Below are 20,739 nucleotides of genomic sequence, written 5' to 3' on the forward strand. Positions count from 1 at the left end.
CCAAGCCAGGCCCCGCCTGGCTTCTCACCTGCGCGGTGTCACAAAACTGATATATCAGCAACTTAGCGAAATGTGGTAAATAACAGATTACTGAAATGTTAAGTTATTGTTGAATATGTAAATACTGGTCAACGCTTTGTCATTAATGCACCACACGCATCAGTCCATGCGCGATTTGCGCTTATCAATTTCCACTTCCTGATCCAGTTTTCAGAAACAGACGAGCATAACGTCACTATAAAACTGGAGATAATTATGGTTTCCTCAACCTCACCTGCAACGGTTCGTTCGAAAGCGGGCGCAATTTTCCGCGTCACGTCGGGCAACTTTCTTGAGCAATTCGACTTCTTTCTGTTCGGCTTTTATGCCACCTACATCGCCCACACGTTCTTCCCGGCAAGCAGTGAATTTGCGTCGCTGATGATGACCTTCGCCGTCTTTGGCGCGGGCTTTCTGATGCGTCCGATCGGGGCCATTGTGCTGGGGGCTTACATTGATAAAGTGGGCCGCCGTAAAGGGCTGATCGTCACCCTGTCGATTATGGCTGCCGGAACCTTTCTGATTGTGCTGATCCCTTCTTATCAGAGCATTGGCCTGTGGGCGCCGCTACTGGTGCTGACCGGCCGCCTGTTGCAGGGCTTTTCGGCAGGCGCCGAGCTGGGCGGGGTTTCGGTTTATCTGGCGGAGATCGCCACGCCGGGCCGCAAGGGTTTCTACACCAGCTGGCAGTCGGGTAGCCAGCAGGTCGCCATTATGATCGCGGCGGCGATGGGCTTTGCGCTGAATATGGTGCTGGAAGAGAGTGCCATTCGCGAATGGGGGTGGCGTATTCCGTTCCTGTTTGGCTGTCTGATTGTGCCGTTCATCTTTTTCCTGCGCCGCAAGCTGGAGGAGACCGAGGAATTCAGCGCCCGTCGCCACCATCTGGCGATGCGTCAGGTCTTCACAACGCTGCTCGCCAACTGGCCAGTAGTCATCGCGGGCATGCTGATGGTGGCGATGACCACCACCGCGTTTTACCTGATCACCGTTTACGCACCGACCTTCGGTAAAAAAGTCCTGATGCTCAGCGCCTCGGACAGTCTTTTGGTCACGCTACTGGTAGCCATTTCTAACTTCATCTGGCTACCGATTGGCGGCGCGCTGTCGGACCGCTTCGGACGCAAACCGGTGCTGATCGCCATGACGCTGCTGGCGCTGGCGACCAGCTATCCGGCACTGACGATGCTGGCGGCAGCCCCGAGTTTCTCAATGATGCTGACCGTGCTGCTGTGGCTCTCTTTCCTCTACGGCCTGTATAACGGCGCGATGATCCCGGCCCTGACGGAGATCATGCCAGCAGAGGTGCGCGTGGCGGGCTTCTCGCTGGCTTATAGCCTGGCAACGGCGGTCTTTGGCGGTTTCACGCCGGTGATTTCTACCGCCTTAATTGAGTACACCGGCGACAAAGCCTCCCCGGGCTACTGGATGAGCTTTGCCGCCGTTTGCGCCCTGCTGGCAACGCTTTATCTCTATCGTCGTCGCACGTTAATCCTGCAAACCGCCGTTAAGGAGTGATCCCTCATGCTTACATTCAGAACGGTGATTGCCGCCCTGACCTTCGCCACCCTCAGCGCGGGCACGCTTGCGCAGGATGTAACGGTGATGATTTCTGGCGGCTTCAAAGCGGCGCTGGAGAAGCTGGCGCCGCAGTACGAAGCGCAAAGCGGCGACAGGCTCATTGTGGTCTCCGGCCCGTCGATGGGCAAAACACCGCAGGCCATTCCGGCCCGGCTCGCCCGGGGCGAAAAAGCGGACGTGGTGATTATGGTTGGAGATGCGCTGGCGAAACTGGAACAGGATCGCAGGACGGCGGCGGGCTCCCGCGTGGAGCTGGCGGATTCGCCCGTCGGGATGGTCGTCAAAGCGGGCGCGCCGGTGCCGGATATCAGTACGGTACCCGCCCTGCGGCAAACGCTGCTGAAGGCGCATTCCATGGCTTATTCCGACAGCGCCAGCGGCCGGTATGTTGAGAGCCAGTTGTTCCGTAAGCTGGGCATCGACGGCCAGGTCCAAAATAAAGCGCACCGGGTTGAGCGCATCCCGGTGGCGTCTGAAGTGGCAAAAGGGAAATACGAACTCGGCTTTCAGCAGGTGAGCGAGCTTCTGCCGGTCCCGGGCGTGACGTTTGTGGGTAAGTTGCCTGACGACATGCAGTACATTACCCGTTTCGCCGGAGCCGTAACGCAGAAGGCCGACCATCCTGAGCAGGGAAAAGCGCTGCTGGCCTTTCTCTCCTCGCCACAGGCGGCCAGCGTCATTACGGCAACGGGCTTAACGCCCGTCAGTGCACCTCGCGATACTGCTCGGTGATCAGCGTTTCGAGTTCGGCAGCAATGTAGGACTGGATCCGCCCGCGGCGGCGAATCAACCCCACGGTTCGCCTGACCTCTGGCTCGGTTAAAGGCACCGACGTCAGCAGCGAATGCTCTGCGCGGGGCATTGACATGGCGGGAACGGCCGCAATGCCGATCCCGGCTTCAACCATCCCGAGCATAGTCGTCACGTGCCGCGTTTCGCAGATGCTGGGGCGCTCAGGCCGAATATGTCCGACCCGCTGGTCGAGAAGATTGCGGTTGCCGGAGGTCTTATCCAGACCGATATAATCCTGCTGATAAAAAGCCTGCCACGTCAGGCTTTTTCTTTTTGCAAGCGGGCTGTCTCGTCGGCAGGCGGCCACGTAGACGTCTTCCACCAGCGGGACAAACTCGATGTCGGGCTGTAAACTCCGGGCAAAGCAGATACCAAAATCCGCCTGTCCGCGGGTGACGGCCTCGATAACATTTCCGGCGCTGCTGTCGATAAGTTTAATGCGCACGCGGGGGTAACGGGACTGAAAGCGGCGGATCACATCCGGCATAAAGTAACAGGCGGCTGACGGCACCGTCGCCACGGTGATTAATCCCGTGCGCTCCTCGCTGGCCTTATCGATATCCGAAAGCATGGACTCCACGTCGACAAGCAGTTGCCCGCACCGGTCGGCAAAGGTCTGTCCATACAGGGTCAGCGTGACGCGCCGGGTGGTTCTGTCGAACAGTTTTGTCCCCAGTGCCGCCTCCAGCTTTTCAATTCTGCGACTCAACGCCGATTGGGAAAGGCAGATAGATTCTGCCGCAAGACGGAAATTGCCGTATTCCAGTAAAGCGCGAAAGGCGTAGAGATCGTTGAGGTCAAAATTGACGGGCATACTGACGGGATCCTTAAGCACGGTAGGGTAAGAAGAGATTTATCATAGCCGCGTACGACATACTTCACAAAATGAAGGGGATACCCCTAAAGCGCTATCAACCTTACGGCACATAGTGATAGTTTATGCGGGCTGGATTCCTCTTAAACAGGCTGCCAGTCTGCATGCCGCCGAAGAGGAGTGTCATACTGCTTAACAGAGTATGTTGGCATGCTAACAGCCCCTGACCTTTCCATTTTGTTCACGTGCGAGTAACGAGCAAAGCGATGATTAAGTGGCCCTGGAAAACGAACGAAGCTGGTCGAAATATGGCGCTGCCCTGGGATGAGGCTCTGGCGATCCCCGTGCTGGCGAATCTCTTGCCTGAAGAGCAATCAAAGCTGATTCAGCTGGCCGAGCGTTTTTTACAGCAAAAACGGCTGGTGCCGCTACAGGGCTTCGAACTGGATCCGCTTAAAAATTCGCGCATCGCCCTGCTCTTCTGCTTACCGGTACTGGAGCTGGGTATCGAATGGCTGGATGGCTTCCATGAAGTGCTGATCTACCCGGCGCCGTTTATCGTCGATGATGAGTGGGAGGATGACATCGGGCTGGTGCACAACCAGCGTATGGTGCAGTCCGGGCAGAGCTGGCAGCAAGGGCCGATCATCCTCAACTGGCTGGATATTCAGGACTCGTTCGATGCCTCGGGCTTCAACCTGATCATTCACGAAGTAGCGCATAAGCTGGATACCCGCAACGGCGATCGCGCCAGCGGCGTGCCGCTGATCCCGCTGCGTGAAGTCGCGGGATGGGAGCACGACCTGCACGCGGCGATGGAAAACATTCAGGATGAGATAGACCTGGTGGGTGAAAGCGCGGCCAGCATTGATGCCTATGCCGCGACCGATCCCGCCGAGTGCTTCGCGGTGCTGTCCGAGTATTTCTTTAGCGCACCTGAGCTTTTCGCCCCACGCTTCCCGGCGCTGTGGCAGCGTTTCTGCCAGTTTTACCAGCAGGATCCGCTCCAGCGTCTGCGGCAAAGTGAGGACGCAGCCAGCACCTCCTCTCATCCGTTCCACTAATGTTCAGCAGGGGTACGATCGGTCGATCGTACCCACACGCTCACCGCGAGAAACAGCAGCGCCATTCCCCATGCGGCAGTAATCAAAAACTGCTCACCGTAAAAGCGCGTCACCACGGGTACCAGCAGCGCACTGGCCCCGTACCCCAGCGTATGGCTGGTGGCGATCACCCCTGCCCCTTTGCCCGTCGTCAGCCGATCGTTGAGCAAAAGCTGGTATCCCGGCGTGGCCATGGCGGCACCCAGCGAGGTGATGACAATGCCCACGTAGAACAGGGCTAAACTGGCGAGACACATCAGCCCAAGCCCCGCCACCATCAAGACCGCGGCAATCAAGAGTAAAACCCTTGGGCTAAAATGCTGCGGGCGGACCACCAGAAACTGCGCCGCCAGGGTCGCCAGCGCGGCCAGGCTCAGCAGCAGGGCGACATGATGGCTGATTTGCACGGCATCGCCATTAAATAACGGATGAAGATGCGGCGATAAACCAAGCTGCATCAGGCTGACCAACGCCGCCAGCAGCAGCGCCAGCAGCAGGAAAGGCATCATAGAGGCCTGTAACCGCGTCGACTGGTGCGCCACCGGCGGCAGCGGGGGATCGGCGGCTTCGCGCAGCACCAGAAGCAGCGCGATAAACGGCGCCAGCGCCATCAGCCAGAGCGGTGCGACCGGGCTGACGCTGAGCATCAGCGCGGCCAGAGGCGGTCCCAGCAGACGCCCGCAGCTAAGGCCAGAGCTTATCGTTGCCAGCGCCGCCATTCTTTTATCCAGCCCCGCGCGTTGAATGGCCCACGTCTGGGCCGCAGGCACCAGCCCCGATACCGTCAGGCCGTACAGCATGCGCGACAGAACCAGGCCCGCCATTCCCCAGAGGGCATTCAGCGCGCCGTTGGCCATCGCCCAGACCACCAGCGCCATCACGACGAAGCTCGCCAGATAGCCCCCTAACGAGGCCAGCATCACGACCTTACAGCCGTGCCGCTCGCTCTGGCGTCCCCACCAGGGCGATGCGGGTAAAAAGAGCATCGAGCCGAACATCAGCAGCCCGGCCCAGACGGAGAGCGACAGTCCGGTCAGGGAGACCAGCTGCGGCAGCATGACCAGCAAACCGTTTTGTCCGATACCCAATAAACCGGCGCCCAGTGCAAGGGGCCAGTTTGCCTTCGGGGCCATATTGTCTGTGATGTTCTCAGTACAGGTGCGCATAGAATTGTGAAGATAATGTCAATAAATGTGTGGAAATTATGAAGTTTATGAAAACAAATATTGCAAAAATAGTTGCGGCTGTAAACAGAATGAATATCATAACGAGAATTATTATCAGTAATGGAATGAGGTACATCTATGCGTGCTCTGCCCCGCTCCGCCGGTACAGATGTTGCGGCCCAGTGTTTTTTGAACGCGCTGCTGCGCGAAACGAAGGACTGGCGCTATCTTCCCGCAACCCGTGCGGATGAGTTATCGCAGATACATATCCCGCTCTCCCCAACCCAGGCCATCCGGGTTCCGGTACGCTATTTCTCCCCCACGCAGCATCACCAGTATTGTTTCCCGGCCACGCTGATTCAGGCCGACAGCGACGGCGGTGACACGGTCACATTCCATCAACTGATTGATTTCATTCTTGAAAAAGAGACAGTAAAAGGCGCTCTGGACGCCGATACGCTGGCCCGCTTTAAGCAGCGCGTCCTGGAGAGCCATACGCACACCTGGCAGGCCATTGATTTACGCCACAACTGGGCAAACCTGCGCGATAAGCCGCTGACCTTTGCCGAAGCGGAACAGGCGCTGCTGGTCGGCCATGCTTTTCATCCTGCCCCAAAATCGCACGAGCCGTTTAACGAGGCCGAGGCGCGCCGCTATCTGCCGGATTTCGCCTCGCGCTTCCCGCTGCGCTGGTTTGCGGTTGAGCATGAACTGATTGCCGGGGACAGTCTGAACGTCTCCCTGCGTGAACGTCTGCTGCGCTTCGCGGCCCAGAGTGCGCCGGATCTTCTCGGCCACTTCACCGACACCCGCTGGCTGCTGCCGATGCATCCGTGGCAGGCTGCCTATTTGCTGGAGCAGCCGTGGTGCCAGCGTCTGGTTGAAAAAGGCGCCCTGCGGGATCTTGGCGAGGCGGGCGCACAGTGGCTGCCTACCAGCTCTTCCCGCTCGCTGTACAGCGAAACCAATAGCGACATGATTAAGTTTTCCCTCAGCGTGCGGCTGACCAACTCCGTGCGCACGCTGTCGGTCAAAGAAGTTAAGCGCGGCATGCGCCTGGCGCGGCTGGCGAAAACGGCACGCTGGCAGGAACTCCAGGCGCGCTACCCGACCATGCGCGTGATGCAGGAAGACGGCTGGGCCGGACTGCGCGATGAAAGCGGCGTCATTCAGGAAGAGAGCCTGATGGCCCTGCGCGTCAACCTGCTGTTTGATACGCCAGATACCCAAACCAACGTGCTGGTGAGCCTGACCCAGGCGGCACCGGACGGCGGCGACAGCCTGCTGGCGGCAGCGGTGCGCCGTCTGAGCCAGCGTCTGGATCTCCCGCTCGCCCAGGCCGCCCGCTGCTGGCTGGACGCCTACTGCGACCGTGTATTGCTTCCGCTGTTCAGCGCCGAGGCGGACTACGGTCTGGTCCTGCTGGCCCACCAGCAAAATATCCTCGTTGAGATGCAGCAGGATTTCCCCGTTGGGCTGATCTACCGCGATTGTCAGGGCAGCGCCTGGACCGAAGGGGCCGACGCGTGGCTGAAAGAGGCAGGCGAAACCGAGGTGGAAAACCGCTTCGGTGAGAGCCAGCTGCTGCGCTACTTCCCTTATTACCTGCTGCTGAACTCTACCCTTGCCGTCACCGCCGCGCTCGCCGCTGCCGGCTTCGACAGCGAAGAGAACCTGATGCCCCGCGTGCGTGACGCGCTGGCCAAACTGCGCATGACGGCGAAGCAGACCCGCTGCCTTGATTATGTGCTCGACAGCCCGACCTGGAACTGCAAAGGCAACTTCTTCTGCTACCTGCACGATCGCAACGAAAACACCATCGTCGATCCGGCGGTGATCTATTTCGACTTTAGCAACCCGTTTTATAAGGAGAAGGCGTGATGGCAAACGCGAACATCGTCCATTCCGGCTACGGCTTTCGCTGTACGGCCATGGAACAAAACCTGCCGCTGACGCTGGGTCTTGACGGCAGCGCGGTCCTTGCGCGTCTGGCCGGGCTCCCGGACGGCTGGCTGGTGGACGCCCTCGACCAGCTGTTTGTAGCCTCCCCCGCCCTGACCGGCATTACCCTGCCGTGGGCCGCCTGGCAGGATGAACCTCAGGCGCAGGCGCTGTTTAGCCTCGCAAACGGGGATTATCTGGCGCGCGAAATATTCTGGCAGCTGCCGCTGTGGCTGAAAGGCGAACGTCCGCAGGCGAGCGGCGGAATGCAGTTTGATGAAAGCCGTCAGCTGTACTTCCCGCTGCGCCCTCATCGTCCGCAGGGCGAAGTGTATCGCCGTTACGATCCGCAGATTAAGCGCACCCTGAGCTTCCGCGTGGCGGACGTGGCGCTGGACGGCGAGCGTTTTACCCGCTGGATGAACACCCCACGCGTGAACGCCTTCTGGGAGATGGCGGGCCCGCAGGCCGAGCAGGAAAACTACCTGCGCCGTCAGCTCGACTCGACCTATTGTTACCCGGTGATCGGCTGTTTTGACGACCAGCCGTTCGGCTATTTTGAACTCTACTGGGCGGCGGAAGACCGCATTGGCCGCCACTACCGCTGGCAGCCGTTTGACCGCGGGCTACATATGCTGGTGGGCGAAGAGAACTGGCGCGGGGCGCAGTATATCCGCAGCTGGCTGCGTGGCCTCAGCCACTATCTGTATCTCGATGAACCGCGTACGGCGCGCATTGTGGCGGAACCGCGCTTCGACAACCAGCGTCTGTTCCGCCATCTGGCGCCCGCCGGTTTTGACACGGTGAAAGAGTTCGACTTCCCGCACAAACGCTCCCGTCTCATCATGAGCGAGCGGCACCGCTTCTTCCATGAGGTGGAACTGTGAACGCGCTCTGGCAGAAAGTGAACCGCGAGATGGTGGCGAAGATCCTCGCTGAACTGGAATATGAACGCACCCTGCGCGCCGAGCCGGTTTCGGCGGACTACTGGCGCATCAGTATGGGCAACGCGACCTGGCAGTTTAGCGCCACGCGTGGGATCTGGGGCTGGCTGCATATTGACCCTGATACCCTGACCACCGCCAGCGGCGCGGCGGTCGAAGCGGAAAACGCGCTGCTGCAACTGGCCACCGTGCTGGAGATGAGCGACGCGCAAACGGCGGAGCACATGGAAGATCTCTACGCCACGCTGCGGGGCGACATGCAGCTGTTGCAGGCGCGTGACACGCTGGATGCCGATGCGCTGATCCACCTCGACCCGGACGAACTACAGTGCCTGATGCGCGGTCACCCGAAGTTTATTTTCAACAAGGGACGCCGCGGCTGGGGGCTGGATGCCCTGCGCCTTTACGCGCCGGAATATCGCGGGCGTTTTCGTCTGTACTGGGTCGCCGTGCAACGCGATCGTCTGGTCTGGAGCAGTGACGCCGATTGCGATATCAACACCCTGCTCGCCAGCGCCATGGACGATGCCGAGCGCAACCGATTCGACGCCCGCTGGCAGGAACTGGATCTGGACGACAGCTGGCTGCCGGTGCCGCTGCATCCGTGGCAGTGGCAGCAAAAAATTGCCATTCATTTCCTGGCACAGCTCGCGCGCGGTGAGATGGTGGAGCTGGGAGAGTTCGGCGATGAGTATCTGGCGCAGCAGTCCCTGCGCACGCTGACCAACGCCAGACGTCGCGCGCCCTATGACATCAAGCTGCCGCTGACCATCTACAACACTTCCTGCTACCGCGGTATTCCGGGCAAGTATATTGCCGCCGGTCCGCTGGCCTCGCGCTGGCTACAGCAGCAGTTCGCCAGCGATGCCACGCTGATTCACTCCGGGGCGCAGGTGCTTGGCGAACCCGCAGCCGGATATCTGTCGCATCCGGGTTATGCCGCATTGCCTGAGGCGCCGTACCGCTATCAGGAGATGCTGGGGGTGATCTGGCGCGAGAACCCATCCTGCTATTTACAGGATGGCGAACAGGCGGTGCTGATGGCCGCGCTGATGGAAACCGATAACGACGGGCGCCCGCTGATTGACGCATGGATCAAACGCTCGGGGTTAACCGCAGACGCATGGCTGGAAAAGCTGTTTGAGGCGACGGTGATCCCCTTCTATCACCTGCTCTGCCGCTACGGGGTGGCGCTCATCGCCCACGGCCAGAACGTCACGCTGGTGATGAAAGATTACGTCCCACAGCGCATTCTGCTGAAGGATTTCCAGGGCGACATGCGCCTGGTGGACGAGGATTTCCCGCAGGCGCAGAGCCTGCCGGAGCAGGTAAAAGCCGTCACCGCACGCCTCAGTGCGGATTACATCATCCACGACCTGCAAACCGGCAACTTTGTCACGGTGCTGCGCTTTATTTCCCGTCTCACTCTGCAATGCGGCGTGAGCGAAACCCGCTTCTATCAGATCCTGGCGCAGGTGTTACGTCGCTATATGGCCGCCCATCCGGATCTTGCGGCGCGCTTCGCGAAGTTCGACCTGTTTAAGCCGCAGATTATTCGCGTGATCCTCAACCCGGTCAAACTGACCTTCTCTGAACACGACGGCGGCAGCCGCATGCTGCCGAACTACGTCTGCGATCTTGATAACCCTCTTTTTCTGGTCTCCCAGGAGTCAGCGCAATGAAAACCTATGATTTCATCGGCATTGGTATCGGTCCGTTCAACCTCAGTATTGCCGCGCTAGCAGAGGGGCTGGACGGTTTTAGCTCGCTGTTTCTTGAACGCAAGCCGCACTTCTCCTGGCACCCGGGAATGATGGTACCGGACTGCCACATGCAGACCAGCTTCCTTAAGGATCTGGTCAGCGCCGTGGAGCCAACCAACCGCCACAGCTTCCTGAACTACCTGGTACAGCGCAAAAAGTTCTACCGTTTCCTCACTACCGAGCAGCGCACCGTCTCGCGCGAGGAGTTTGCCGACTACCTGTGCTGGGCGGCGGATAACCTGACTAATCTGGCCTTCAGCCAGCAGGTGCAGCAGGTCAGCTTTGATGAGCAAAACGGTCTGTTTGAGGTCGTGACCCAGCGGGATCGCTTCCTGGCGCGCCACGTCTGCGTGGGGATTGGGAAGCAGATCAATCTGCCAGACTGCGTCACCGCGCAGGACGACACCTGCTTCCACGCCAGCGAAATGATGCTGCGCACGCCGGATTTAGCGGGCAAGCGCGTCACCGTCGTCGGCGGCGGCCAGAGCGGTGCGGATCTGTTTTTGAATATCTTCCGTGGGGAATGGGGCCAGCCGCTGAGCCTCAACTGGATCTCGCGTCGCAACAACTACAACGCGCTGGATGAAGCCGCGTTTGCTAACGAGTATTTCACGCCGGAGTATGTGGACAGCTTCTCCACCCTCGGTGACGACGCCCGTCGCCAGATGTTGCAGGAGCAGAAGATGACCTCCGACGGGATCACCACGGAGTCGCTGCTGGCCATCTATCGTGCCATGTATCACCGCTTCGAAGTGCTGCGGGAAAAACCCTGGGCGCACCTGATGCCGTCCCGCTCGGTGACGGCGCTGACGCGCCAGGAGAACGGGCAGCGCCTCAGCATCCAGCATCACCTGGACGGCGGGCGCGAACAGCTGGAGAGCGATGTGGTGATTTTCGCCACTGGCTACCGCGCCGTGCAGCCCGCGTTTCTCGCCCCGCTCTCTTCCCGACTGCGTCTGGATGAGGATGAAGCCTTCTGCATCAACAACGATTTTACCCTTGAATGGGACGGCCCGCAGAGCAACCGCCTGTTTGCCGTCAATGCCGGGATGCACCGTCTCGGTATTGCCGAACCCCAGCTCAGCCTGATGGCCTGGCGCGCGGCGCGAATTCTGAATCGCGCTCACGATGACGAGCCGTTTGAACTGGCAACCACCCCCGGCGTGATCCACTGGCGGAGCACCACCAGCCCGGAGAGCAGCCAGGTTTTTAAATCATTAATGAAGACCACCGAGTACTGACACACACATTCAGGATCAACATAACAATGAAACGTTCTCATCTTTGGGTTTTAAATCCGTGCTTGCTTGCCATGCTTTCTACCTCTGCGTGGGCGGAAGAACAAAAGGAAGAAGATATTGTGGTTTCTGCCAGCCGGGCACATCGCAGCGTGGCAGAGATGGCGCAAACCACCTGGGTTATAGAGCGGGCGGAAATTGAGCAGCAGGTTCAGGGCGGGAAAGAGATTAAAGAGGTGCTGGCCCAGCTGATCCCCGGCATGGACGTCAGCAGCCAGGGACGTACCAACTACGGCATGAACCTGCGCGGTCGCTCGATGATGGTGATGGTGGACGGCGTGCGTCTGAACTCGTCCCGCAGCGACAGCCGCCAGCTCGACTCTATCGATCCGTTCAACATTGACCGTATCGAAGTCATTTCCGGCGCCACCTCGCTGTACGGCGGCGGCAGTACCGGCGGTCTGGTGAACATCGTCACCAAAAAAGGCCAGCCGGAGACCGAAGTGGAGTTCCAGACCGGGGCAAAAAGCGGGTTTAACAGCCATAACGACCATGATGAGAACGTCTCAGCAGCCGTGAGCGGCGGCAACGACAACGCCTCTGGACGTCTGTCGGTCTCCTATCAGCGCTACGGCGGCTGGTATGACGGCAACGGCGACGAGGTGATTATCGATAACACCCAGACCGGCTTACAGTATTCCGACCGTATCGACGTGATGGGAACGGGCACCATTAACATCGACGATCATCAGCAGCTCCAGTTAACCACCCAGTACTACAAGAGCGAATCCGACGGCAAGCACGGCCTGTTCCTCGGAGAGAATTTCGCTGCGGTCACGGGCGATGCCAAAGCCTATAACAAAGACAACCTGAACTCTGACCGTATCCCGGGCACAGAGCGTCACCTGATCAACCTGCAGTACTCGAACACCGACTTCTGGGGGCAGGATCTGGTTGCGCAGATTTACTACCGTGATGAGAGCCTGACCTACTACCCGTTCCCGACGCTGAGCAAAGGCGCGGTGACCAGCATTGGCGCGTCCCAGCAGAAAACCGATTTTTACGGCGGCAAGCTGACGCTGAACAGCAAGCCGATGGATGACCTGACCCTCACCTGGGGTGTGGATGCCGATCACGAAACGTTCGACGCCAACCAGCAGTTCTTCGACTTAAGCAAAGCGGCGGCGAGCGGCGGCATGGAGCTGGACAACGCCTACAACGTGGGCCGTTACCCGGGATACAGCATTACCAACCTCGCGCCGTTCCTGCAAGCCAGCTATGACATTGACGCTATCACCCTGAGCGGCGGCGTGCGCTACCAGTACACCGAAAACAAGGTGGACGATTTTGTCGGTTACGCCCAGCAGCAGGCAATCGCCACGGGCAAAGCCACCTCCGCTGACGCGGTGCCGGGCGGGAAAACCGACTACAACAACTTCCTGTTTAACGCCGGGATCCTTGGACGTCTGACCGAACAGCAACAGCTGTGGTTTAACTTCTCCCAGGGCTTCGAAATTCCGGACCTGGCGAAGTACTACGGCTCCGGCACCTATCAGCTGGTCGATGGTCACTATCGCCTGCAAAACAGCGTGAACGTGAACGACTCAACGCTGGACGGTATTAAGGTCAATGCTTACGAGCTGGGCTGGCGCTTCACCGGCGATAACCTGCGTACCCAGGTGGCGGCCTACTACTCGCTCTCGGATAAAACCATCACCATCAACAAGAGCGACATGACCATCAACCTGGAAGACGACAAACGTCGTATCTATGGGATTGAAGGCCAGGTGGATTATTTCTTCACCGACAGCGACTGGAGCACCGGGGCGAACTTTAACGCCATCAAGTCCGAAACGCGTGAAAACGGGAAATGGGAGAAGCTGACGGTCGACAGCGCCAGCCCGTCGAAAGCCAGCGCATGGGTGAACTGGGCGCCGGGCGACTGGGCCCTGCGCGTGCAGAGCACACAAACCTTCGACGTGTCTGACGCCGACGGTAAGAAGATTGATGGCTATAACACCGTTGATTTCCTGGGTAGCTACGCCCTGCCGGTGGGCAAAGTCAGCTTCAGCGTGGAGAACCTGCTGGACAAAGACTACACCACCGCCTGGGGCCAGCGCGCTCCGGGGCTGTATAGTCCAACCTACGGTGCACCGGGTCTTTATACTTATAAAGGCCGTGGACGTACGTTTGGTCTGAACTACTCCGTTCTGTTCTGATCCTGCGCGCCGCCTGTCTGCGGGCGGCGCGATTTGCTGTGCAATTTGAAAGCAAATTTGCTATTAAATCATCGGTTTGCTGAAATTGTCGGCAAACGAACAAAAACGGTGTTTTCCCCTTTGACAAGGCGCACGCAGGTCGATAATATGCGCCTCGTTCACACGATTCCTCTGTAGTTCAGTCGGTAGAACGGCGGACTGTTAATCCGTATGTCACTGGTTCGAGTCCAGTCAGAGGAGCCAAATTTAAAAAGCCTGCTTTTAAAGCAGGCTTTTTGCTTTTGTGGGTTCGGTAAATTTGCCGGGTGGCGGCTGCGCCTTACCCGGCCTACTGATTAGCGACTAAATCTGATAATCAATCGCCACCTCTTCCGGCTCCATCACCTGGCGTTTGATCTCATCCACGGACAGCCCTGCATTGCACAACTCGATAAATCGCCACACGTAGTTGCGCTGAAGCTGCCCGCGCTTTAGCCCCAGCCAGACGGTATTCGCGTCGAAAAGATGACGCGTATCCAGGCGCACCAGATTTCCGGCTTCATATTCTCCGCCAGACTGCTCGGCCACCAGGCCAATCCCCAGCCCTAACTCGACGTAGGTTTTGATCACGTCGGAATCCTGCGCGCTCAGCACCACGTCCGGTGTGAGCCCTTTACGCTTGAACGCTTCATCAATGCGCGAGCGTCCGGTAATGCCCTGCCGGTAGGTAATCAGCGGCCATTTGACGATCTCTTCCAGCGTCAACGGCGAAACCTGATTTAGGGGGTGATCGGCGGGTAACAGCAGGCTGTGATGCCAGCGGAACCACGGGAACGCCACCAGCAGCGGGTCGTTGCTCAGCCGTTCACTGGCGATACCAATATCTGCCCCACCGTTATGCAGCAGCACTTCGATTTCCTGCGGCGTGCCCTGGATCAGTTCCAGACGTACGTCCGGGAAGATCTCACGAAATGCTTTGATAACGGTCGGAAGACTGTAGCGCGCCTGCGTATGGGTGGTGGCGATTGTCAGCACACCTGACGCGTCGTTGGTAAAGAGATCTGCCAGCCGACGAACGTTGCTGGCCTCGTTGAGAATGCGCTCAGCGATGGTCAGCAATGCCTTGCCTGGCTCCGTCATGCCCAGCAGGCGCTTGCCGCGACGGATAAAAATCTCAATGCCTAACTCCTCCTCAAGCTCGCGGATATGTCGGCTGACACCCGACTGAGAGGTGTAAAGCATGTTGGCGACCTCGGTCAGGTTGTAATCCCGCCTGGCCGCCTCACGAATAATTTTAAGTTGCTGGAAATTCACGATTCACTCCGGCGCATCTGACATAAGGCTATTGTTAGAGTCAGCCGGGCTGAAGAACAAATAATAAAAACCAGCATCTTATGCTTATTTGGAATATCAGCTGACCAGTTGCAGCTCGCGATTTTCCAGCGACGGCTTACTGACCAGAGACATCAGGATCTCTTTCACCGCCTGCGCCTGCGGTGACAGGGAGCCGCGCGCGGACATATTCAACGACAGCGGTAAGCTCATGGATGGCGTGGTGATGCGGGCCATCCAGCCATTCGCCGCGCTGCACAGTGAACGTGCGGCAGACTCGGGCAGTACCGTTACCCCCATGCCGCTGGCAATGGCGGCAGTCAGCGTGGAGATGGAATCAATCTCACCGATAATCTTCGCCGTCAGACGGCGCAGCGAGAACGCTTCGTCAACGCGAACACGCACGGCGCTGTAGTCGCGCGGCAGGAACAGGTTCATCTCTGCCACGGCGGTTAAATCAATGCTCTGGCCGGGGCAATCACGGGTCCCGACCAGATAAAGATCTTCCTTAAGCAGCGGCTGGCTGGTAATCCCGGCAACCGGTGAGCGATCGTACAGCACCGCCATATCCAGCTGACCGTTGAGCAGTTTGTCATTGAGCACGGAACCACTGTTCTCATGCAGATAAACCAGCACTTCTGGTAGCTCCGCGCGCACCGCCTGAAGCAGCGGCATGGTTACCGACGATGCGGCCGTTCCTGGCGCCAGGCCGATGGAGACATTCCCGCTGAGGGTCTGACCCACGTTGTGCACGGCCAGCTGCGCCTGTTCGCACTGACGCAGGATCGTACGGGCATGGGTATATAAAATTTTTCCCGCTTCGGTAGGCGTTACGCCGCGCTTGGTGCGGATCAACAGTTGCTGGTCCATTTCGCCTTCCAGAGTCGCGACCTGCTGGCTCAGCGCAGGCTGCGCGATATGCAGCACTTCAGCCGCCTGGGTCAGGCTGCCGATATCGACGATTTTTACGAAGTATTTCAGTCGTCTTAAGTTCATGTTGCCCCCTGTTCGAAAATAGCGTGCCGGTAACGGCTGTGTTGTTAAACAGGTTTTGCAATATGGATGCCAGGTTTTGGCAGCGAATAAATATCTTTGCTAAGCGGCTGAAAATAAGGAAAGCCAATCGCTGGTGCCTGTTTTCAGACAGTGACAACGGATTCCGATCTGCCCCATTCGGGGTATATCTGCACAATAATGGTGCATTCCGTTGGCAAAAACGTCAGTTTGCTGTTTTTGTCAGCAAGCAGTCTAAAGTCGGCGATCCATCCTTTGACAAGGCGTACGCAGGTCGATAATATGCGCCCCGTTCACACGATTCCTCTGTAGTTCAGTCGGTAGAACGGCGGACTGTTAATCCGTATGTCACTGGTTCGAGTCCAGTCAGAGGAGCCAAATTTGAAAAGCCTGCTTTTAAAGCAGGCTTTTTGCTTTTCTGCGTTTGGTAAGTTTGTCGGGTGGCGCTCCGCTTATCCGACCTACGGTCCTGTAGGCCCGGTAAGCGCAACGCCACCGGGCATTGCAAGCCTCACCGGCATCCCCGACCGCCGTTCCAGCTCAGTGCCCGCCCCTTCACTTATCAGCTGCGTCCTTTGCGCGGCCGAAATGGGCAGCGGCACTTTTCGGGTTGATTCAAATTCCGCGCGATTGCGTGAAAGCGGCTCGTGAACCTCTAGCCAGCGGCTACCATCCGGCTCGGTGGTCATTTTTACGGGCTGATCGATAAGCTGTACCCGCGTCCCCACCGAAACGTTATCGAACAGGTATTTGATATCGTTATTACGCAGGCGAATGCAGCCCTGGCTGACGCGCAGGCCAATGCCGAAATTTGAGTTAGTACCGTGGATCGCGTACAGCCTGCCGATATAAAGGGCATACAGCCCCATCGGGTTATCCGGCCCGGCGGGCACGAACGCGGGCAACGTTTTCCCCTCCTTCGCGTAAGCACGTCGCGTATTTGGCGTGGGTGACCAGGTTGGGCCTTCCTGTTTGCGCTCAACGGCGGTTACCCAGTTACGCGGCGTTTCGCGCCCGGCCTGACCAATGCCAATAGGCAGCACCTCAACCGTGTTGCTGCCGGGTGGATAATAGTAAAGACGCATTTCCGCGACGTTCACCACAATCCCTTCACGCACGGTTGGCGGCAGAATAAGCTGCTGCGGCACCACCAGCGCTGTACCGGCACGTGGTAAAAACGGATCTACCCCCGGGTTAGCTTCCAGCATATTGCTTAACCCTTGCCCGTGCTGCGCTGCAAACGCTTCGAGCGGCAGGGTATTGCCTTCAGGTACGGTGACAGTTATCGGCGCTCCCACCAGGCGGCTCCCCTCGGGTGGGAGTGGGTAGGTTACAGCAGATGCAGCGGGAACCAGTATACAAAGCGTAAAAACAAACGCGGCAAATCGAATCATAGTGTTCTGTACTCGGTCAAAGAGAAAGCCTGCCGGTGGGCAGGCTTAGCCTACTCATTCAGTTAACCTTTCGTCGTGCGCCATCTCCGGGTAAGGACTTTTTCCGCTTCCACAATCATGAACATTGCGAACCCGATCAGGAAGGTAATGATCCAGTAGCGGAACGGCAGCGCTTCGGTACCGAACAACATCTGCATAAACGGCGCATAGACGATCAGAAGCTGAAGGGCCAGAAGTACGCCGCTCACGATCCATATGCCCTTGTTAGCCAGCAGACCTTTACTCAGGGAGAAGCCGTCGGTGACGCGGCAGTTGAGCATGTAAAACCACTGGGCAGTGACCAGCGTTTGCAGCAACACGGTGCGGATGAACTCCGCCGAGTAACCGCGCGGTTGCAGCCAGGCCTCCAGCACAAAGGCGCTGATGGCAATCATCAGGCCGACAAACACCACACGCCAGATGGCGTAACCGTCCATCACGTGCAGGTTAGACTTACGCGGCGGCCGGTTCATGATGTCCTTCTCACCCGCTTCAAACGCCAGACCAAACGACAGCGTTGCCGAGGTTGCCATGTTCATCCACAGGATCAGTACCGGTGTTAACGGGATAAGGTTCCCCGCCAGCAGGGCAATAATGATCAGCAGGGCCTGGGCGATGTTGCTCGGGATAACGAACAGAATGGTCTTTTTCAGGTTGTCGTAGACCCGACGCCCTTCATGGACCGCCCGGGCAATGGTGGCAAAGTTATCATCCGTTAACACCATATCGGCGGCTTCTTTGGTGACTTCAGTACCTTTGATCCCCATCGCGATGCCGACATCCGCCCGCTTCAGCGCAGGCGCATCGTTCACGCCGTCCCCGGTCATCCCGACCACTTCCTGCTTACTTTGCAGCGCCTGCACCAGACGGAATTTATCTTCCGGGCTGGTTCGGGCAAAGATATCGTATTTTTGCGCCGCCTCGCTCAGCTGGTGGTCGTCCATCGCCTCCAGTTCGCGCCCGGTAATGGCGCTCGCCGCGTTGCCAATACCCAGCATCTGACCAATGCTCATCGCTGTTTGTGGATGATCCCCGGTAATCATTTTCACGCGAATGCCCGCCTGCAAGCAGTCGGCAATGGCCGAAATGGCTTCCGGGCGCGGGGGATCCATCATGCCCGCAATGCCGAGCAGTATGACCCCCTCTTGCAGATCCGCATGCGTCAGCTCGCGCTGCCCGCTGGCGGCCGGTTTCCAGGCCGCAGCCACCATGCGCAATCCTTCGCGCGCATACTCTTCAATCTTCTCTTCCCAATAGTGCAGGTTGAACGGCTCCAGCCCGTTTTGAGTCTGCTGGTGCTGGCAAAGACGGAAAAGGACGTCCGGCGCACCGGTGATTAACATCACCTCTTCGTCGCCCAGGCGATAAAGGGTGGACATGTATTTATATTGCGAATCGAATGGGATTTTACTGCGCAATTCGGCGTCAATTGGCGGAAGCGGGATTTTTGCCGCCAGCACCTTCAGCGCGCCTTCGGTGGGCCCGCCGGTGATTTTCCATAGCCCCTGCTCATCTTTGATCAGCTGGCTGTCATTACAGAGATCGACGGTGCGCAGATAGCGCTCCAGCACAGACCCCTGGGTCACGGTTACCGGTGTTGGATCGTCAACAGGGTGAATATTGCCCACCGGCTCGTAGCTGTCTCCCTCCACGCGGTAGGTGGTGTCCGCGGTAATCACCGCTTTTACCGTCATCTCATTCATGGTCAGGGTGCCGGTTTTATCCGAGCAGATCACCGTCATCGCCCCCAGCGTTTCCACGGTAGGCAGCTTGCGAATAATCGCCTTGCGACGCGCCATCGCCTGCACGCCCAGCGAGAGGATGATAGAGATAATGGCCGGTAAACCTTCCGGCACCGCCGCCACCGCAAGGCTAATCAGCGACAGCACCAACTCTGAAACGGGCATATCACGGAAGATAAGACTGAAAACGAACAGCGCCAGCATCATCACCAGAATGGTGATAAAAATGGTCTTGCCGAGCTTGTCCATTTGCACCATCAACGGGGTACGGTGTTTTTCAATGTCTGACATCATCTGGTTGATATGGCCGAGTTCGGTCTCCCCCCCGGTCGCCACCACCAGCCCTTTTCCCCCGCCGGAGCTGACGGTGGTGCCAGAATAAAGCAGGTTGTAACGGTCGCCTAACGGCAACTCCCCGTGGAGCGCATCGCTGCTTTTCTCCACTACCGTGGATTCGCCGGTAAGAATAGCTTCTTCCACCCGCAGGTTGTGCGCCTCTATTACGCGAAGGTCGGCAGGAATGCGATCCCCGGCGCGTATCACCACGATATCTCCCGGCACCAGCGCTGTCGTCGGGATAGTTTCATGGTTGCCCTGCCGGATGACCACAGCCTCGCTGGAGAGCATATTACGAATGCTTTGCAGCGATTTCTCCGCATTGCTCTCCTGAATATGTCCAATCAGGGCGTTGATGATGGCCACCCCAAGAATGACAAACATATCCACCCAGTGTCCCATTATCAGCTTCAGCAGCGCCGCCGCCAGTAGGACGTAAATAAGGACATCGTTGAAATGGGCCAGAAAGCGCAGCCAGCCAGGTTTACCCGGTTTTTGCGGTAAGGCATTTTCACCGTATTTTTCCAGTCTGGCGGTGGCTTCTGCACTGGTAAGTCCGTCCAGGCTGGATTGGATATTTGTCAGGGTTTCATCAACGGTCTGTTGATAATACGGATGGTGAGGCTTTTCTGTTATCATCGTTCCTTCCTCGGGTTCTTTTCAGAAATCACCTTGCTTTCATGTCATTAACGAATAACGAAAACAGGAACATGTGCATAACGAACGATACTCGCCGCCTCTGACCCTAATAAATGGGTTTGAATATTGGGATTGCGCGACCCCACAATAATCGCGCCGACGTTAAGTTCATCCGCCAGTTTGATTACCTCATCACGTATATTCCCGCTGCGAACATGTAGATGGACATTTGCTTCCGGCAGGCTGATTTTTTTTACCAGCGCGGCCAGTTTTTCTTTAGCATTATTAATCATATATTCATCCATCTTTCTCGCGTCTGCAATAAAACCGCGGGTCAGTTCCGCCGAGAACTTTGGCATAACGTACAGCAGATGGACATTACCCGATGCGCTTTGCGCCAGGAATTGGGCATGCTGTAGCGCTTTATCAGACAACGCTGTTTCGTATACATCCACCGGCACCAGAATCGTTTTATACATATCAAGCATCCTTTTTATAACCAACACAACAGTGAGTGAATCAGGAGAGATCGCATCAAACCCATGGGTACAGGCGTGAATGCCTTTTACGGAAAAAAGGAATGGATGCTATTAAACGTAGCACAGGAATATCAGGATGTTATTCAAAGGGGATACGCTATCGTATCGCTTGTTTCGCCTGAGTA

Annotated in this window: 15 protein-coding genes and 2 tRNA genes; 10 read left to right on the forward strand and 7 right to left on the reverse strand. The window is 57.8% G+C overall.

The annotated features are described in order from the left end of the window. Positions 1 to 255: 255 nt before the first annotated feature. Together L3069_RS14235 and L3069_RS14240 are read left to right on the forward strand one after the other, a co-directional pair. Positions 256 to 1,557 carry an MFS transporter gene (locus tag L3069_RS14235; RefSeq protein ID WP_023300503.1) on the forward strand — a complete coding sequence of 434 codons (1,302 nt, stop codon included), beginning with the start codon at positions 256 to 258 and terminating at the stop codon, positions 1,555 to 1,557. A gap of 6 nt (positions 1,558 to 1,563) precedes the next feature. After that, the gene (locus tag L3069_RS14240; protein WP_038416335.1) at positions 1,564 to 2,352 is read left to right on the forward strand and encodes a substrate-binding domain-containing protein; all 789 of its coding nucleotides are present in this window, start codon (positions 1,564 to 1,566) and stop codon (positions 2,350 to 2,352) included. Here the strand turns inward: L3069_RS14240 and L3069_RS14245 are convergent. Next, positions 2,324 to 3,226 (reverse strand): LysR family transcriptional regulator, encoded by a 903-nt coding sequence (locus L3069_RS14245; RefSeq protein WP_023300505.1) that lies wholly within the window; start codon positions 3,224 to 3,226, stop codon positions 2,324 to 2,326. The genes L3069_RS14240 and L3069_RS14245 overlap by 29 nt on opposite strands. A 266-nt stretch (positions 3,227 to 3,492) precedes the next feature. Between L3069_RS14245 and mtfA the strand changes: the two genes are divergently transcribed. Further along, positions 3,493 to 4,290 carry a DgsA anti-repressor MtfA gene (mtfA, locus tag L3069_RS14250; RefSeq protein ID WP_022648578.1) on the forward strand — a complete coding sequence of 266 codons (798 nt, stop codon included), beginning with the start codon at positions 3,493 to 3,495 and terminating at the stop codon, positions 4,288 to 4,290. On the opposite strand, the gene L3069_RS14255 is transcribed toward mtfA, so the two are convergent. Then, positions 4,287 to 5,495 (reverse strand): MFS transporter, encoded by a 1,209-nt coding sequence (locus tag L3069_RS14255; protein ID WP_038416336.1) that lies wholly within the window; start codon positions 5,493 to 5,495, stop codon positions 4,287 to 4,289. The two genes, mtfA and L3069_RS14255, sit on opposite strands and share 4 nt — an antisense overlap. Positions 5,496 to 5,633: 138 nt before the next feature. Between L3069_RS14255 and L3069_RS14260 the strand changes: the two genes are divergently transcribed. From L3069_RS14260 to L3069_RS14285, 6 genes are all read left to right on the forward strand, one after another. After that, complete coding sequence (locus L3069_RS14260) at positions 5,634 to 7,376, forward strand: IucA/IucC family siderophore biosynthesis protein (RefSeq protein WP_038416338.1); 1,743 nt, start codon at positions 5,634 to 5,636, stop codon at positions 7,374 to 7,376. Next, complete coding sequence (locus L3069_RS14265) at positions 7,376 to 8,323, forward strand: GNAT family N-acetyltransferase (protein WP_038416339.1); 948 nt, start codon at positions 7,376 to 7,378, stop codon at positions 8,321 to 8,323. The genes L3069_RS14260 and L3069_RS14265 overlap by 1 nt, the downstream gene beginning before the upstream one ends. Next, positions 8,320 to 10,062 carry an IucA/IucC family siderophore biosynthesis protein gene (gene iucC / locus L3069_RS14270; protein ID WP_038416340.1) on the forward strand — a complete coding sequence of 581 codons (1,743 nt, stop codon included), beginning with the start codon at positions 8,320 to 8,322 and terminating at the stop codon, positions 10,060 to 10,062. Before L3069_RS14265 ends, iucC begins: the two co-directional genes overlap by 4 nt. Next, on the forward strand, positions 10,059 to 11,384 hold the full coding sequence (locus L3069_RS14275) for a lysine N(6)-hydroxylase/L-ornithine N(5)-oxygenase family protein (RefSeq protein WP_023306541.1): 1,326 nt from the start codon (positions 10,059 to 10,061) through the stop codon (positions 11,382 to 11,384). The genes iucC and L3069_RS14275 overlap by 4 nt, the downstream gene beginning before the upstream one ends. 26 nt (positions 11,385 to 11,410) lie before the next feature. Beyond that, a complete protein-coding gene (locus tag L3069_RS14280; RefSeq protein WP_038416341.1) occupies positions 11,411 to 13,600 on the forward strand; it encodes a TonB-dependent siderophore receptor in 2,190 nt (729 codons plus the stop codon). Between the two features lie 167 nt (positions 13,601 to 13,767). After that, positions 13,768 to 13,843, forward strand: a tRNA-Asn gene (locus tag L3069_RS14285). Positions 13,844 to 13,942: 99 nt separating this feature from the next. On the opposite strand, the gene cbl is transcribed toward L3069_RS14285, so the two are convergent. Next, positions 13,943 to 14,893 (reverse strand): HTH-type transcriptional regulator Cbl, encoded by a 951-nt coding sequence (gene cbl, locus L3069_RS14290; protein ID WP_003859532.1) that lies wholly within the window; start codon positions 14,891 to 14,893, stop codon positions 13,943 to 13,945. Positions 14,894 to 14,989: 96 nt separating this feature from the next. Next, positions 14,990 to 15,907 carry a nitrogen assimilation transcriptional regulator NAC gene (gene nac / locus L3069_RS14295; protein WP_022648585.1) on the reverse strand — a complete coding sequence of 306 codons (918 nt, stop codon included), beginning with the start codon at positions 15,905 to 15,907 and terminating at the stop codon, positions 14,990 to 14,992. Positions 15,908 to 16,227: 320 nt separating this feature from the next. Between nac and L3069_RS14300 the strand changes: the two genes are divergently transcribed. After that, positions 16,228 to 16,303, forward strand: a tRNA-Asn gene (locus L3069_RS14300). A gap of 83 nt (positions 16,304 to 16,386) precedes the next feature. Here L3069_RS14300 and ldtA read toward each other — a convergent pair. The 3 genes from ldtA to L3069_RS14315 all read right to left on the reverse strand — a co-directional run bounded on the left by ldtA (position 16,387) and on the right by L3069_RS14315 (position 20,554). Further along, positions 16,387 to 17,319 (reverse strand): L,D-transpeptidase, encoded by a 933-nt coding sequence (gene ldtA, locus L3069_RS14305; RefSeq protein WP_032622405.1) that lies wholly within the window; start codon positions 17,317 to 17,319, stop codon positions 16,387 to 16,389. A 62-nt stretch (positions 17,320 to 17,381) separates the two neighbouring features. Then, positions 17,382 to 20,075, reverse strand: coding sequence for a cation-transporting P-type ATPase (locus L3069_RS14310; RefSeq protein ID WP_038416342.1), 2,694 nt, complete (start codon positions 20,073 to 20,075; stop codon positions 17,382 to 17,384). Between the two features lie 47 nt (positions 20,076 to 20,122). Further along, the gene (locus L3069_RS14315; RefSeq protein ID WP_023300514.1) at positions 20,123 to 20,554 is read right to left on the reverse strand and encodes a universal stress protein; all 432 of its coding nucleotides are present in this window, start codon (positions 20,552 to 20,554) and stop codon (positions 20,123 to 20,125) included. Between the last annotated feature and the right edge of the window lie 185 nt (positions 20,555 to 20,739).

This window comes from Enterobacter cloacae complex sp. ECL411, from assembly GCF_021869665.1.
GTDB lineage: Bacteria > Pseudomonadota > Gammaproteobacteria > Enterobacterales > Enterobacteriaceae > Enterobacter > Enterobacter intestinihominis.

What these genes read in the sequence shown, in the direction of transcription:
- L3069_RS14245 (WP_023300505.1), bottom strand. Translation starts at nt 3,226, where the DNA reads ATGCCCGTCAATTTTGACCTCAACGATCTCTACGCCTTTCGCGCTTTA.
- L3069_RS14310 (WP_038416342.1), bottom strand. Translation starts at nt 20,075, where the DNA reads ATGATAACAGAAAAGCCTCACCATCCGTATTATCAACAGACCGTTGAT.
- L3069_RS14260 (WP_038416338.1), top strand. Translation starts at nt 5,634, where the DNA reads ATGCGTGCTCTGCCCCGCTCCGCCGGTACAGATGTTGCGGCCCAGTGT.
- nac (WP_022648585.1), bottom strand. Translation starts at nt 15,907, where the DNA reads ATGAACTTAAGACGACTGAAATACTTCGTAAAAATCGTCGATATCGGC.
- ldtA (WP_032622405.1), bottom strand. Translation starts at nt 17,319, where the DNA reads ATGATTCGATTTGCCGCGTTTGTTTTTACGCTTTGTATACTGGTTCCC.
- L3069_RS14265 (WP_038416339.1), top strand. Translation starts at nt 7,376, where the DNA reads ATGGCAAACGCGAACATCGTCCATTCCGGCTACGGCTTTCGCTGTACG.
- L3069_RS14275 (WP_023306541.1), top strand. Translation starts at nt 10,059, where the DNA reads ATGAAAACCTATGATTTCATCGGCATTGGTATCGGTCCGTTCAACCTC.
- L3069_RS14235 (WP_023300503.1), top strand. Translation starts at nt 256, where the DNA reads ATGGTTTCCTCAACCTCACCTGCAACGGTTCGTTCGAAAGCGGGCGCA.
- L3069_RS14280 (WP_038416341.1), top strand. Translation starts at nt 11,411, where the DNA reads ATGAAACGTTCTCATCTTTGGGTTTTAAATCCGTGCTTGCTTGCCATG.
- L3069_RS14315 (WP_023300514.1), bottom strand. Translation starts at nt 20,554, where the DNA reads ATGTATAAAACGATTCTGGTGCCGGTGGATGTATACGAAACAGCGTTG.
- L3069_RS14255 (WP_038416336.1), bottom strand. Translation starts at nt 5,495, where the DNA reads ATGCGCACCTGTACTGAGAACATCACAGACAATATGGCCCCGAAGGCA.
- mtfA (WP_022648578.1), top strand. Translation starts at nt 3,493, where the DNA reads ATGATTAAGTGGCCCTGGAAAACGAACGAAGCTGGTCGAAATATGGCG.
- L3069_RS14240 (WP_038416335.1), top strand. Translation starts at nt 1,564, where the DNA reads ATGCTTACATTCAGAACGGTGATTGCCGCCCTGACCTTCGCCACCCTC.